The sequence below is a fragment of the Kribbella sp. NPDC056951 genome (assembly GCF_042674205.1).
Lineage (GTDB): Bacteria > Actinomycetota > Actinomycetes > Propionibacteriales > Kribbellaceae > Kribbella > Kribbella yunnanensis.
This window is the reverse complement of the sequence record NZ_JBHUQZ010000001.1, coordinates 1,189,616-1,204,361: the sequence shown is the minus strand read 5'-3', so window position 1 is coordinate 1,204,361 and position 14,746 is coordinate 1,189,616. Positions and strand designations below refer to the sequence as shown.

Sequence of the window (14,746 nt, the reverse complement as noted above, 5' to 3'; positions counted from 1 at the left end):
GGTTGATCGCATGAGATCTTCGACCATCCGCCGGAGTGCAGTGGCCCTCGCCGCGACTGCGCTCGTCGCCACCGCCGTCGTACCGGCCGCGGCAGATCCAGTGAAGCCGCCCCGGCTGTCCGCAGCCGCCATTTCGTCCGCGCTCGCGCGCGATGTGACCACGCCGGGTACCGCCTGGCAGACCGAACCCGACGGCACCGTTCTGGTGTCCTACGACTCGACAGTGACCGGCGACAAGCTGACCGCGCTCACTGCGAAGACGCGCCGTCTCGGGGACGGCGTGAAACTCGAGAAGCTGCCCGGGAAGCTGCAGAAGTACGCGACCGGCGGCGAGGGGACGTACGGCGGTGAGTACAAGTGCTCGGTCGGCTTCAACGTGTACCGCAAGGGGCGGTACTCGTTCCTGACCGCGGGACACTGCGGCAACGAGGCCTCGACCTGGTACGCCGACCCGGACCACCGGGTGAAGCTCGGCACGCTGCAGCACTCGAGCTACCCGTACAACGACTACGCGCTGGTGAACTACCCGGTGGGCATCAAGAAGCCGGGTGGCAGCGTGTACCTGTACAACGGGAAGTCGCAGGACATCACGCGTGCGACGACGCCGGCGTTCGGGACCTACGTGTACCGGTCTGGTGTGACGAGCGGTCTGCACAGCGGTCGGGTGCGCGGTCTGAACGCGACCGTGAACTACGGCGACGGTCGGATCACCGGACTGATCCGGACCAGCGTCTGCGCCGAGCCGGGCGACTCCGGTGGTCCGCTGTTCAGCGGGCGCAGCGCCTACGGCCTGACGTCGGGTGGAACCGGTGACTGTAAGACACCGGGTGGCGTGACCTACTTCCAGCCGGTCACCGAAGCCCTCAAGGCGTACGGCGTCGTCGTGTACTGATTTTTTGGCCGGAGCGTGCGGGAAATCCCTCACGCTCCGGATCCAGTTGAATACCCTGCGGTGATTGCGGGTAGGAGTGCTCACGGTTGAAGTCAAGGACGCACCCGCCCCGAGCGCGTCCTCATCGTGAGGAGGCTGAAACCGTGAACGTTTCTCCCATCCGCCGTACCACCGCGATCCTGGCCGCCGCCGGGCTCGCCGCCGCCGGACTGCTCGCCACCGGGCAAGCCTCGGCCGCACCCGCCGTACCGTCCCCGGCCGCGATCACGTCGGCGCTGAACAGCGACGCCCGGATCCCCGGCACCGCCTGGCAGACCAACCCCGACGGCCGCATCATCGTGTCGTACGACGACACCGTGACCGCGTCGAAGCTGTCGGCACTGACCCGCGTCACCGAGCGCTTCGGTAGCGCGGTCACCCTCGAGAAGATCCCCGGCAAACTCACCAAGTACATCGCCGGCGGCGACGCCATCTACGGCGGGCAGTACCGCTGCTCGCTCGGCTTCAACGTCCAGGACAACGCCGGCGCCTACTACTTCGTCACCGCCGGCCACTGCGGCAACATCGCCTCCAGCTGGTACGCCAACTCCGCCAAGACCACGCTGCTCGGCACCGTCACCGGTTCCAGCTTCCCGGGCAACGACTACGCCATCGTCAAGTACAGCACGTCGTACACGAACCACCCCGGCGTCGTGAACCTCTACAACGGCAGCACCCAAGACATCACGTCGGCTGCCAACGCCTCCGTAGGCCAAGCCGTCAAACGCTCCGGCAGCACCACCGGCCTCCGCTCCGGCTCAGTCACCGGCACCAACGCCACCGTCAACTACGCCGAAGGCACCGTCACCGGCCTCATCCGCACCAACGTCTGCGCCCAAGGCGGCGACTCCGGTGGCGCCCTCTTCGCCGGCACCGTAGCCCTAGGCCTAACCTCCGGCGGCTCCGGCAACTGCACCTCCGGCGGCACCACCTACTTCCAGCCCGTAGTAGAGGTCCTCAACCGCTACGGAGTCCACGTCTACTAAGGACAAGACAGCAAGAACACAGAACCAAAAGAAAAGACAAGAACAAAAAGAACAGCAAAATAAGTTAAGAACAAAGACAAAGATTTAAATTAGAGAGCTGCGGCCAGGTGGGTGCCCACCTGGCCGTCGGCTTTCATCGGCCGGGCACAGCAGACTGGGCGGCTTCCAGAAGGCGGGTGGCCCAGTCGATGCTCTTGGTGGCATCGGCGGCGGAGACCGGGGTTGATTGGTACTGCGACTTGGACTTCAGTTTGAGTAGGCGTGAGAACGTCGTACTGGCTTCTCGGCCGGTGGGGCCCGAGTTCTTCAGTTCTGCGACGGCTTCGGCGTGGTTGTCGGCTTTGCGGGTGCCAGGTGGGCTCGGGCTTCGTCGAGGGGAGCCACTAACTGGCCTTTCGGGTGAGGGTTCGGTGGGGGGTGGTGCCGGCGATGGGGACGGCGTCGCGGCGGAGTTCGCCGGCTAGGCGCTCGCCGCGTTCGACCAGGTCGGCGATTTCGGTGGCGCTGTACTCGACGACTTCGCAGGAGTTGCCGGACCAGGCGGTGGCGTGGGCCGAGAGTGCTTCCAGTTGATCCAGCCAGCGGGGGTCCGACTCGTCGACGGCATCGGGGCGGACGATCAGCAGGTCGAGGTCGCTGCCGACGTCGCCCTCGGCGCGTGCGGTGGAACCGAACAGCCAGACCGCCTGCGCGGGCACCTTCCACGCCTTGACCTCGGCACGGATTCGATCGAGCAGTACGTCGCGGAGGCGCGCCAGACTGTGGATTGCCTCGTAGGCGACGTGCTCGCGGTTGAGGACGTAGAGCCGGGCGCGACCGGCCGGCTGGGCGATCACCACACCGCTACTGACCAGATCGTCCAGCACCTTCTGCACGCCACTGGCACTCCCGGGCACTCGCAGCAGGCCGGCGACGGCCCGGCCGGTCAGGGGTTGCTCGGTGCGCGCGAGCACACCGAGCACCTGACCGTGCAGACCGGGCACCACTGTCGATACCGGCTCGACGAAGCGCATCACAACCACCTCCAATTGCCCACTATAACAGGCATATGCCCACTTTATCGGGCATAGACGGAGTTGGTTCAGCTTGCGCGGCGGCGGGAGATTTCGTAGAGGGCTACGCCGGTGGCTATGCCGGCGTTGAGGGATTCGGTGGCGGACGTCATGGGGATGGAGACGATGAGGTCGCAGTTTTCGCGGACCAGGCGGGCCAGGCCTTTGCCTTCGGAACCTACTACCAGGACGATCGGTTCGGTGGCGGCTGCGAGGGCGGGGAGTTCTACTTCGCCGCCCATGTCTAGGCCGATGACCAGGAGGCCGGCGTCCTTGTAGGACTTGAGGGCTCGGTTGAGGTTGGTGGCTCGGGCTACCGGGATGCGGGCGGCGGCGCCGGCGGAGGTTTTCCAGGCTGAGGCGGAGACCTGGGCGGCTCGACGTTCGGGGACTACTACGCCGTGAGCGCCGAAGGCGGCGGCGGAACGGGTGATGGCGCCAAGGTTGCGGGGGTCGGTGACGCCGTCGAGGGCGACGATCAGGGGGACCTCGTGGGCGTTGTAGGCGCGGTCGAGGAGGTCGTCGGGGTGCGCGTACTCGTACGGCGGGATCTGGATCGCGAGGCCCTGGTGGGAACCGCCAGCGGTGACGCGGTCGAGCTCCGGGCGCGGGACCTCGAGGATCGAGATGCCGTGCTGGGTGGCGATCAGGAGGGCCTCGCGCAGGCGGGCGTCGCGTTCGGTGCCTTCGGCAACGTGCAGGGCAGCGGCCGGTACGCCGGCGCGCAGCGCCTCGACGACCGGGTTGCGGCCGTAGACCCACTCGACGGTGGCGTCGGTGTCCTTGCGGACCGGACGGCGACGGGCCTCACGCTCCTCGGCACGCTCCTTCGCCTTGGCCCGCTTGTGGGCTGGGTGCTTGGTGCGGTCGACTGCCTTCGGTGTCGGGCCGCGGCCCTCCAGCCCCTGGCGGACGCGTCCGCCGGACCCGGCCGTCGGGTTGCCTGTCTTCTTCCGGATGGCGCCCTTACGGCGGCTACTGCCTGGCACTTCAGATTCCTTCGGTCGGGTTCGGCGCCGCGAGCGTCCAGCGCGACCCCTGGGGTGTGTCCTCGACGACGACGCCGAGCGCCTTCAGCCGGTCGCGGATCGCGTCCGACGCGGCGTAGTCCTTACGTGCCCGGGCGGCCTGGCGCTGCTCCAGCAGTGCCTTCACCAGCCCGTCGACGACCTCGGTGAGCTCGTCTCCGGCCGCGGCACGGGACGCCCACGGCTCGGCCAGCGGGTCCAGTCCGAGCACGCCGAGCATGCCCCGAACCGCCGCCAGTGCTTCCCGCAACGCGGCCGAGTCGCCGTCGGCGACCAGCTTGTTCCCGTCGCGGACGGTGTTGTGCAGTACGGCGACCGCGGCCGGCGTACCCAGATCGTCGTCCATCGCGGCGCTGAAATCCGCCGGCAGTTCGGCCGACGGGGCGACCCCGCCGGTGACCTCGGTCGCGCGGGCGACGAACCCGTCGACCCGCTGGAAGCTCTTCGCGGCCTCGTCGAGCGCCTCGAAGGAGAACTCGACGACCGAGCGATAGTGCGACTGCACGAGGTAGTAGCGCAGCTCGATCGGGCGCACCCGCTCGACGACGTTCCGGACGACGGCGCTGTTGCCCATCGACTTCGACATCTTCTCGCCGGCCGTGGTGACGAGCGCGTTGTGCATCCAGGTCCGGGCGAACTTCTGCCCGACCGCGGTCGACTGGGCCAGCTCGTTCTCGTGGTGCGGGAAGCGCAGGTCCAGCCCGCCGCCGTGGATGTCGAACTCCTCGCCGAGGTACTTGCCGGCCATCGCCGAGCACTCCAGGTGCCAGCCCGGGCGACCACGGCCCCACGGGGTCGGCCAGGACGCCGTCCGCGGCGTGCCCTCGGTGTAGCCCTTCCAGAGCGCGAAGTCGCGCGGGTCCCGCTTGCCGCGCGGATCCGCGTCCTCGGCGGCTTCCATGTCAGCGATCTTCTGGTGCGACAGCGCGCCGTACGACGGCCAGGACTTCACGTCGAAGTAGACGTCACCCGAGCCGTCCGGAGCGACGTACGCGTGCCCGGCCTCGATCAGCTGGTCGATCATCTCCAGCATCTCCGGGATGTGCCCGGTGGCGCGCGGCTCGTACGTCGGCGGGCGGCAACCGAGCACGTCGTACGCCCAGTGCAGCTCCCGCTCGAACTCGTAGGCGTGTGCCCACCACTCGACGCCGCGTTCGGCCGACTTGGCCAGGATCTTGTCGTCGATGTCGGTCACGTTGGCGATCACGGTGACCTGGTAGCCCGAGCGCTCGAACCAGCGCCGCAGGACGTCGAAGACGACCTCCTTGTAGATGTGCCCGACGTGCGGGGCACCCTGCACCGTCAGCCCACAGTGGTAGATCCCGACCTTGCCCGGATGGACCGGTACGAAATCCCTCACTGTTGCCGTCGCGGTGTCGTACAAGCGAAGTGTCACCGGTCAAGAGTACGGGAAATGGCACTTCTCCTTGACAAGATGTCCGGAGCACCCCTCAGGAGGACCCTTGTCGAACCAGCAGTACGGCCCGCCGCCCCAGCAGTACGGCGGTCAACCCGGCCCGCCGGCGCAGTACGGCCCACCGCAGCAGCCGCCGTACTGGGGACCTCCGCAGGGTCCGCCGATGGGCCCGCCGCCCGGACAGCCGCCGTACGGCGGACCGCCACCGGGACCGGGTTTCGGGTTCGGGGGGAACGGCTTCCCGCCGCCGAAGAAGAAGAGGAGCAAGGCGCCGTTCATCATCGTGCCGGCCGTGCTGCTGTTCGCCGGTGTGGTGTCGCTCTACCTGTTCGCCCTGCACGCGAAGCAGGAGCGCCGCAACAACTACTCGAGCTCACAGCCGACGTACACCTACACGACGCCCACCCCGGCGCCGAAGTGGAACCCGTCGACCACCCGGCCGACGGCGACCCAGCCGACTCAGCCGCGGGCGACTCAGCCGACGCCGACGAAGACGACACCGCCGCCTCCGTCGGACCTCGACCTGACCGCGCGGAACAAGTTCTACAAGACCGGCGTACAGAAGTCGGTGAACTGCCGAGCCCCGAACCTTGCCCCGGTCAACGAGCCGAACGCCCGCAAGTACTACGCCGCTGTCATCGCCTGCCTGAACAAGGCGTGGCCGGCGCAGGTCCGCAAGTCCGGTGTGGAATGGCAGGGCGTCAAGATGACGTCGTACTGGTACTCCGGCTACAGCCCCTGCGGCAGCATGACGCTGCGGTCGTTCTACTGCGGCTCCAACCGGACGATCTACATGGATGCCAAGTCCGATGTCGACGACTGGAAGAAGTACCCCAACTTCCCGGCCGGCCGGAACTGGGTGCGCGCCGGAATGATGGACACCACGGCCCACGAGTACGGCCACCACCTGCAGAAGGTCACCGGGATCCTGTCGGCCAGCCACCGGCTCAAGTACCAGAAGAGCGGTGACAAGGCGCTCGAGCAGAACCGGCGGATGGAGATCCAGGCGACCTGCTTCGGGCACGTCTTCCTGGGCGCGAACCGCAGGACGATGATCACCAGCGGGATCCGCAAGGAGCTCGTCTACATCAACAACAACTCCGGCGACGAGTACGACACCGTCCGGGACCACGGCAGCAAGGAGATCCAGCCGTACTGGGCCGACCGTGGCTACAACACCCGGAATCCCGGGTTCTGCAACACGTTCGTCGCCGGGTCGCAGTACGTCCGGTAGATACTCACGGTGATCACTATCCGAGAAGGTTGATTCTTACGAAGACCGGGTAAACCTCTGCCGAGCGCTCTGTACCGCCCCCATCGCTCTGTGGAGGTTCACCGTGAAGTCAGTTCTCACGGGTGCCGCCGTCACTCTTGGCCTCCTCCTGGCCTCGATCGGCTCCGCCCAAGCCAGCAACACCGCAGCACACCAGCCCACCCCGCAAGCGCGCCAGCACGGCATCGACCGCGCCGGCGAGGCCTACGCCGGCTGGCTGCAGAACACCAGCACCAGCGCCGCCCCGACCGAGATGGCACCGGCCGCCTCGGTCGAGGGCATCGACGTGTCCAGTCACCAGGGCAACGTCAACTGGTCGGCCCAGTGGAACGCCGGCAAGCGGTTCGCCTACGTGAAGGCGACCGAAGGCAACTACTACACGAACCCGTACTTCGCCCAGCAGTACAACGGTTCCTACAACGTCGGCATGATCCGCGGCGCCTACCACTTCGCCACCCCCAACGACTCCAGCGGCGCCAACCAGGCCAACTACTTCCTGGCCCACGGCGGCGGCTGGTCCCGCGACGGCAAGACGCTGCCGGGAGCGCTCGACATCGAGTACAACCCGTACGGCGCCACCTGTTACGGGCTGAGCCAGTCCGCCATGGTGAGCTGGATCCGGGACTTCCTGAACACCTACAAGGCCCGCACCGGCCGCGACCCGGTCATCTACACCAACCTGGACTGGTGGACCCGTTGCACCGGCAACAGCACTGCGTTCCGCACGACCAATCCGCTCTGGGTGGCCCGCTACGCCTCGGCGCCGGGCACTCTGCCGGGCGGCTGGCCTGTCTACACCATCTGGCAGTACAGCTCCACGCCGATCGACCAGGACCGGTTCAACGGAGACATGTCCCGCCTGACCGCACTTGCGAACGGATAAACGGGTTGCACGGTCACATAGCCTCGATAGGTGACTTACACGTTGCCGATCGAGACCGACCGTCTTACTCTGCGCCGCTACGTTGAATCCGACTACGACGACCTGCTGAAGCTGCAGTCCAACCCGGACGTCGCCCGCTTCCTGCTGTACGACGCGAAGACGCCCGAGCAGGTCAAGGAATCCCTCGCCGGCCGGCTGGCCGATGTTCCGATGGACGGCCCGGACCAGGCGCTCACGGTCGCCGTGATCCTGCGGGAGACCGGCCAGCACGTCGGCGAGGTGACGTTGTTCGTCTACAACTTCGAGCACCGCTGTGGCGAGATCGGCTTCGTATTCCACCCGGAGTTCCACGGCCACGGGTACGCCGGTGAGGCGTCGGTCGAACTGCTGCGGCTCGGGTTCGAAGAGCTCGGGATGCACCGGATCATCGGCCGCCTCGACGCGATCAACACGAGCTCGGCGAACCTGCTGAAGCGGCTCGGAATGCGTCAGGAAGCGCACTTCGTCCGGAACGAGTTCATCAAGGGCCAGTGGACCGACGAGGCCGTCTTCGCGATCCTCCAGGACGAGTGGATCAAACGCTAGTAAGAAATTAACCGGTTCGCTGGGTGATCGCGGCACGCGTTCACCGCGACAGGGACATCAAGCGGGTCTACCGTCGAAAGATGACCGCCCCCCGTACCCTCACCGCCCTGTTCACCGGTGTGGTCGTGCTGAGCTCGGCAGTGCTGCCGAGCGAGGCCGTCAAGGTAGCCCCACCGCGACAGATCACCTTCCACACGTGGACGTCGAACGCCGACTTCCTCGCCGGTGCGCACTCCGGCACCACAGTCACCGACGGTTCGCTGACCTTCGGCCAGGCGACCGGCAGTACGTCGTACGTCGATCCGTTCGGCGACGGGACTGCCAAGAGCTACGACCAGGCCAGTTGGGTGTCGCCACAGGTCAGTACTGGCTTCGGGGTGACCGAGCTGATCGCCTCCTGGAACGCGGCCACCCCGCCCGGCACCTGGGTCGAAGTGTCGATGGCGGCCAAGACGAACCTCGGTGCGACCACCAAGTGGTACGTGCTCGGTCGCTGGGCCGGTGGCGACGACACTGCGGCCGGTGACATCCACCGCACCTCGGTACCGAGTCAGGGCGACACCAACGGCCGCGTGGCCGTCGACACGTTCGTCGCCGCCAAGGACCGGTGGATGGACCGCTGGCAGCTCAAGGTGACCCTCTACCGGCTCACCGGTTCCACGCAGGCGCCACTCGTCCGATCGGTCGGGGCGGTGTCATCCCGACTGCCCGCTGACGCGAAGGTTGCCGTGAGCCCCCTTGGTGGCGCGGAAGGCGTCGTACTGGACGTACCGCCGTACTCGCAGGAGACGCATATCGGCCACTACCCGCAGTGGGACAACGGTGGTGAGGCGTGGTGCTCGGCGACCTCTACCGCGATGGTGCTCGACTACTACGGCGCTGGGCCGACAGCTGACGAGACCGACTGGGTGGGCGACGAGCCCGACCCGCAGGTCGACCACTCGGCCCGCAACGTCTTCGACTACGCGTACGACGGCGCTGGGAACTGGCCGTTCAACACCGCGTACGCCGGGAGTCGGGGCGTCGACGGTTTCGTCACCCGGCTGCGGTCGCTGACCGAGGCGGAGCAGTTCATCAAGGCCGGGATCCCACTGGTCGCCTCACTGTCGTTCAAGAAGGGCGATCTGCCCGGCGCCGGCTACGGAACCAACGGCCACCTGATGGTGATCGTCGGCTTCGCCCCGAACGGCGACGTGGTCGTCAACGACCCGGCGTCACACTTGATCGCCAGCAACGACCAGGTGCGGACGACGTACGACCGGGCCGCCTTCGAGAACGCGTGGGTCCCGCACTCCGGCGGCCTGGTCTACGTCATCCACCCAGCTGGTACGCCGCTCCCACCGCATGAGCCGCAAGCCAACTGGTGATTGCTAGCGAGCGAACAGAGCGCCGGTGAGGTTGGTGGTGAGGTTGCGCAGGGAGTCCGGCAGGTTCTGCAGGTGCCAGCCGGCCGGACCGCGGTACCAAGCGAAGCCTTCGTCCTCATCGGCGTCGTCGTCGGTCGCGACCAGCGCGTCGATCCAGCGCTCCGAGCCGCCGAGCACGACGGCGTACGGGAGAGCGCGGGAGCACAGTACGGCGTGCTGATCGGTCGGCAGCTCGCTGACGTCCATCTCCGCCAGCTCGCCCCGGATCGCAGCGATCTGACCGAGGACCTTGCCAGCGGCCGGGGCCTTGGCGGGCATGTGCCGGCCGATGAACAGCAGTCCGACACCGACGGCGGTGACCGCCAGGCCGACCAGACCCCAGCTGCTCAACAGCGCAAGCACAACAGTCAGTACGACGCCCGCAACCGTGGTCCCGATCCCGATGGTCGCCCACAGCGAGCGGGTGCGGTCCGGGCGCTCGTTGAACCAGCCACGCTTGACCACTCCGTCGTACAGGGCGTCCTGCACCTGGGCGAGGTTGGCGCGCACCTGGCGGCCGAGCTCCGAGACCAGCACCGAGTCGGAGTCGCCAAAGACCGCACGGATCAGCACGTTCTCGTAGCGCTGCAGCTCCTCGGCCGGGGCGTTCGCCACGCGGCGCAGCTCCCAGTCCGGACGCGCGTACTCGCTCTGGTGCGCGAGCTCGATGATCGTGATGTGACCGCGGACGGCCAGGTCGATGATGGACGCGGTCACGTCCACCGGGTCGATCCGCTCGTCGATCAGTGTGCCGACCTCACCAGGCCGCAGACCCGACGGCGGCGTGAAGTCGATCTTCGCCTCCTGCCCGAGACTGAACAGCGACGCCGGTACGACGCGTCGCGGGTCGACCTCGTCGCGGCCGCGGAGGCGGTAGAGGACCAGCAGTGCCAGCGCACCCAGCACCAGCAAGCCGACCGCGGTCAGCAGCTGGGCGGTGTCGGTCGAGAAGGCGCGGGCAAACGTCTTGCGGTACTCGACGATCGAGTTGGCCGCGATCTCCCCCTCGGGGAAGCCGACCGTCATCCGGACCGTGTTACCCGGCGGCAGACTCGCCTGCTCGAACGTCGGACCGGCCACCTCGGCGAGCTGCGCCAGCGTGCACGGGGTGTTGCTGTCGATCGCACCGACGAAGCAGGCGATGTGACTGGTCTCGGGGACGCTGTACTCGACGTGCACCGACTGGATGGTCAGGTTGATACCGCTCAGCGGAGCGAACTGCACCTCGGTGCCGTTCAGCGTCTTCGCCACCGCGCCCTTGACCGTGTAGCTCACGTCCAGCTGGGTGTCACCGCTCAGATCACCCACGGCGATCGAGGTGACGTCACCCTCGACCTTCTGCTCGACGTTCTTGTCCGCACCGCCGGCCTTGACCTTCAGGTCGCCGATCTGCTGCACGTGATCGATGTCATCGGCCAGGTGCCGCCGGGTGAGCAGGAACCGGCTGAAGGTGCCGGTGACATTGCTCAGCTTCCAGGTCTCGGCGACCCGGAGCAGGCCGTCCTCCTCGATCCGTACCTGGGCCGAGTAACTGGAAACGACCGGATCGGCCGTCGAATGGGTGGTTGTCGCGCCGGCCGGTACGCCGGTCAGGGCGGCAAGACCGAGTGCACACAGAGAAGTCCCGAGCAGACGTAGACGCATCGCCCTATCACACCGTAATCAGAGGGTCAGTTGACTCGGGCACCCTACCGTGACGCGGGCCACCACCAGTGTGAGCCGCACCTTGAGTAGCGTTCAGCCCGTGTCAGGCAACCAGCAGTGGGGACCGCCGCCTCCTCCCCAGGGGTACTACGCGCCTCCGCCGCAGCAGCCGCAGTACTACGGTCCGCCGCCGGGCGCGCCGCAGTACGGCTGGGGGCCGATGCCGCCGCAGCAAAAGCCGCCACGCAAGCGTGGACTGGCCTTCCTCGTGTTCGGACTACTGGCCGTGATCGCGGCTGGCGGCGTACTGATCGCAGTGAAGATCGTCCAGAACGGTAACGAGGACGTGGCAACGAACACACCGGCCGGACCGACGCGGTGGACTCCGCCGCAGCGGACTACCCCTTCGATGCCTGTGGCAACCACCACACGGCCGACCACGGCGCCGACGGCCACCAAGACCACTCCGCGCCCGCTGTCGCAGACCGACCCGCTGAAGTACGTCGCCACGCACCGGCTCTACAAGTCCGGTCCGATGCGGTCGGTGAACTGCAAGGAGTCCAAGGGCGGGATGCGGACGCTCAGCCAGACCGCTACCTACTACAAGACCTTGATGAACTGCCTGAACCGCGCCTGGCCGCGCCAGGTGAGCGCATCCGGCGCACGCTTCGAGGCGCCGCGACTGATCGTCTTCAACACCCAGGTGCAGTCCCCCTGTGGCAACTCCGATCGCGGGCTGTCGTTCTACTGCTCATCCAGCCACGGCGTCTACATGCGGGCCAGCAACGAGGTGGCGAACTGGAAGACCAACCCAGGCTTCACCCGCGCCTTGGCCACCCACACCGTGGCGCACGAGTACGCGCACGCCATGCAGGAGTCGACCGGACTCATGTCGGCCTATGAGCGGGTCCGCTACAACCAGCCCACCAGTGCCCGCAGGCTGGAGATGAACCGCCGGATGGAACTGCAAGCGTCCTGCCTGGCGAACGTGTTCCTGGGCGCCAACCGCAACTCCTACCCGCTCAAGGGCGAGTCCTACCGCAACTGGCTCTACATCGTGAACAACAGCGGTGACGTCGACCCGCGGTTCCCTGCCGACCACGGCACACCCGGGAGCCACGGCTACTGGTCGCGGGGTGGGTTCGCCGCCCACAACCCGTCCAAGTGCAACACCTTCAGCGCGGGGCCTGCCAAGGTGCGGTGAGCCAGGACTCCGCTACCGTCAAGCGGGTGTCAGGCAACCAGTGGGGCCCTCCGCCGGGCCAGTACCCCCAGCAGCCGCCGCAGGGTCAGTACCCGCCACCGGGTCAGCCGTGGGCGCCTCAACAGCCACAGTACGGCGCTCCTCCGCAGTACGGCGCTCCGCAGTACGGACCGCCGCCCGGGCAGCCGCAGTTCGGGTGGGGCGCGGGTCCCGGCGGACCGAAGCCGCCGCGGAAGAAGGGTGGCGGCGCCAAGCTCGCTCTGACGGTGGTCGGTCTGATCGTCGTCGGCGTGGTCGGACTGGTCGGTGTCTCGACGGCGCTGAAGCACAACGGCAGTGATGACGGACCGTACAGCAGCCAGCCGGAGCCGACGTACTCGTCGACCTATGGCAGCAGTCCGTCGTACACGCCGACTGTGGACCAGCCGACGCCGACCACCACCCAGTCGGTCACGAAGCCCCCGCCGCGGCCCACCACGACCCGCCCGGTCGTGAAGCCGACCGCGCCGCGGACGACTCGGCCCAAGAAGCCGGTGGTGGTGCTGACCGACCTCGACATCGTGGCGCGGAACCGGCTCTACAAGTCCGGCGCGATGCGGTCGGTCAACTGCAAGGAGTCGAAGGCACGGCAGTCGACGTACGCCGGGGCCACGGCCAACTACAAGAATCTGTGGAACTGCCTGAACCGCTCGTGGCCGTCCCTGGTCACCAAGTCCGGTGCGAAGTTCCGTCCGCCGAATGTGCGCACCTTCACCGGCACCATCAACACCCCGTGCGGCAGCTGGAACGACTCCGGCCCACCGTTCTACTGCCCCAGCACCGAGACCATCTACATGAACCTGACCGAGGACGTCGGTCACTACAACCAGTACAACCAGAGCATCCCGCGGGTCTGGTCCCGGATGTGGATGCTGCACCAGTTCGCCCACGAGTACGGGCACCACGTGCAGGAGCTGACCGGGATCTTCCGGGCGTACTCCCGGATGCGGTACGAGGCGCCGTCCACCGCGAAGGAGCTGGAGCTCAGCCGCCGGCTCGAGCTGCAGGCGTCCTGCTTCAGCGACATCTTCATCGGCGCGAACCGGAACAGCTACCCGATCTCCGGCCAGTCCGCGGCCCAGTGGCGCTACCTGATCGGACACGTGACCGACAACAACAACGACCACGGCGACGCCCCGAACCACAAGTACTGGGCCCTGCGCGGCTACAACACCCGCAACCCGAGTTCGTGCAACACCTACGTCGCCTCCCCCAAGAAGGTGCAGTAGACGTGCAGTAGCTCACCGACGGGCCGCCGTGGCTGGCGTCCGGCCCCGGGATCACGCAGAGTATGACCCGGGGGCGTACGGCGAAGGCCTGGGGGGCGAAGGACCGTGCGCTGCTTCGGCACCCCGAGAAGCGCCGGAAGCACCATGTCGACGGCTACACCCAGCAAGGTCGTGAGGAGTCTTGATGTCGGACAGCGGGAACCCACCACGGGGGGACGAACCGGCGGACGGCGAGAACGCCGCTCCCCCGGAGTCACGCCAGTGGTGGACCGGGAGCGAGGCCAAACGCGAGTTCCAGGACCCCACCGGGTCCGAACAACCGCCCCCGGCCAACAACTGGTTCGGCGAAGGCTGGACCACCCGCCGCCCCGAAGACCCCGCCGGCCAGCCAGGTACTGGGCAGCCGACTGCTGGGCAGCCAGGTAGTACGCAGCCCACCCCCGGCCACCCCGCCCCGCCCCAGCCCCCGGCCAACCACCCCACCCAGCCCCAGGCCAGCCACCCCACGCCGCCTACCTCCACCCAACCCGCCTCCGGCCGCCCCGCCCAGGCTCAACCCACCACCGGTCAGCCAGGTGGCGCTCAGCCCGCCCCCGGCCGCCCCACCCAGCCCCCGGCCGACCACCGCACCCCGCCTACCTCCACCCAGCCCACCCCCGGCCAGCCCGCTTCCGGTCAACCTGCCCCGGCCCAGCCCACCGCTGGTCAACCAGGTGGTTGGCAGGCAGCTCCGGGGCGACCGACCTCGGCTCCTGGTGAGCAGGCTCGGACTCGTCCCCAGTCGGGACCCGCGATGGGCACACCCCAGGCTGGCTCCCGGCCGGCTCAGACGGCTCCCGGAACGCCCCAGTCCGGCTCGGCCGGCTCCCGCCCGGCGCAGCCCGCGCCCGGCATGCACCAGTCGGGTCCTGCTGGCACTCGGCCCGCACAGCCGCCGTACGCGGGACCGATTCCTCCGCAGCGCGCACCGCAGCAGCCGCTCGGGGCTCACTCCGGTCCGCCGGCGGCAGAGCGGTCGCAGGGGTCTTATTTGTGGGGGGCTCCTGAGCAGCAGCAGGGGCAGTCGGGT

Annotated in this window: 12 protein-coding genes; 8 read left to right on the top strand and 4 right to left on the bottom strand. The window is 67.9% G+C overall.

Translation table 11 applies throughout. The annotated features are described in order from the left end of the window. The first annotated feature begins 10 nt into the window (after positions 1-10). Together ACFTSF_RS05690 and ACFTSF_RS05685 are read left to right on the top strand one after the other, a co-directional pair. Positions 11-892: a S1 family peptidase gene (locus ACFTSF_RS05690; RefSeq protein WP_380152669.1), complete on the top strand. Its 882-nt coding sequence runs from the start codon at positions 11-13 to the stop codon at positions 890-892. Between the two features lie 143 nt (positions 893-1,035). After that, complete coding sequence (locus ACFTSF_RS05685) at positions 1,036-1,917, top strand: S1 family peptidase (RefSeq protein WP_344159680.1); 882 nt, start codon at positions 1,036-1,038, stop codon at positions 1,915-1,917. A gap of 383 nt (positions 1,918-2,300) precedes the next feature. On the opposite strand, the gene ACFTSF_RS05680 is transcribed toward ACFTSF_RS05685, so the two are convergent. The 3 genes from ACFTSF_RS05680 to cysS all read right to left on the bottom strand — a co-directional run bounded on the left by ACFTSF_RS05680 (position 2,301) and on the right by cysS (position 5,393). Then, positions 2,301-2,930, bottom strand: a complete 630-nt coding sequence (locus ACFTSF_RS05680; RefSeq protein WP_380152668.1) for a nucleotidyltransferase domain-containing protein — start codon at positions 2,928-2,930, stop codon at positions 2,301-2,303. 68 nt (positions 2,931-2,998) lie between these two features. Further along, complete coding sequence (rlmB, locus tag ACFTSF_RS05675; RefSeq protein WP_344159674.1) at positions 2,999-3,958, bottom strand: 23S rRNA (guanosine(2251)-2'-O)-methyltransferase RlmB; 960 nt, start codon at positions 3,956-3,958, stop codon at positions 2,999-3,001. Between the two features lies 1 nt (position 3,959). After that, the gene (gene cysS / locus ACFTSF_RS05670) at positions 3,960-5,393 is read right to left on the bottom strand and encodes a cysteine--tRNA ligase (protein WP_380152667.1); all 1,434 of its coding nucleotides are present in this window, start codon (positions 5,391-5,393) and stop codon (positions 3,960-3,962) included. Between the two features lie 67 nt (positions 5,394-5,460). Between cysS and ACFTSF_RS05665 the strand changes: the two genes are divergently transcribed. The 4 genes from ACFTSF_RS05665 (at position 5,461) to ACFTSF_RS05650 (ending at position 9,522) form a co-directional block, all read left to right on the top strand. Further along, positions 5,461-6,648: a neutral zinc metallopeptidase gene (locus ACFTSF_RS05665; protein ID WP_380152665.1), complete on the top strand. Its 1,188-nt coding sequence runs from the start codon at positions 5,461-5,463 to the stop codon at positions 6,646-6,648. A gap of 103 nt (positions 6,649-6,751) precedes the next feature. After that, a complete protein-coding gene (locus ACFTSF_RS05660; protein WP_380152664.1) occupies positions 6,752-7,570 on the top strand; it encodes a lysozyme in 819 nt (272 codons plus the stop codon). Between the two features lie 30 nt (positions 7,571-7,600). After that, positions 7,601-8,155 carry a GNAT family N-acetyltransferase gene (locus tag ACFTSF_RS05655; protein ID WP_380152663.1) on the top strand — a complete coding sequence of 185 codons (555 nt, stop codon included), beginning with the start codon at positions 7,601-7,603 and terminating at the stop codon, positions 8,153-8,155. Positions 8,156-8,235: 80 nt separating this feature from the next. Further along, positions 8,236-9,522: a peptidase C39 family protein gene (locus tag ACFTSF_RS05650; protein WP_380152662.1), complete on the top strand. Its 1,287-nt coding sequence runs from the start codon at positions 8,236-8,238 to the stop codon at positions 9,520-9,522. A 3-nt stretch (positions 9,523-9,525) separates the two neighbouring features. Here ACFTSF_RS05650 and ACFTSF_RS05645 read toward each other — a convergent pair whose 3' ends face one another. Beyond that, a complete protein-coding gene (locus ACFTSF_RS05645; RefSeq protein WP_380152660.1) occupies positions 9,526-11,205 on the bottom strand; it encodes a DUF2207 family protein in 1,680 nt (559 codons plus the stop codon). Between the two features lie 100 nt (positions 11,206-11,305). On the opposite strand from ACFTSF_RS05645, the gene ACFTSF_RS05640 reads away from it, so the two are divergent. Next, on the top strand, positions 11,306-12,409 hold the full coding sequence (locus tag ACFTSF_RS05640) for a neutral zinc metallopeptidase (RefSeq protein WP_380152659.1): 1,104 nt from the start codon (positions 11,306-11,308) through the stop codon (positions 12,407-12,409). Between the two features lie 26 nt (positions 12,410-12,435). After that, positions 12,436-13,677, top strand: a complete 1,242-nt coding sequence (locus ACFTSF_RS05635) for a neutral zinc metallopeptidase (RefSeq protein WP_380152658.1) — start codon at positions 12,436-12,438, stop codon at positions 13,675-13,677. Positions 13,678-14,746: the final 1,069 nt, after the last annotated feature.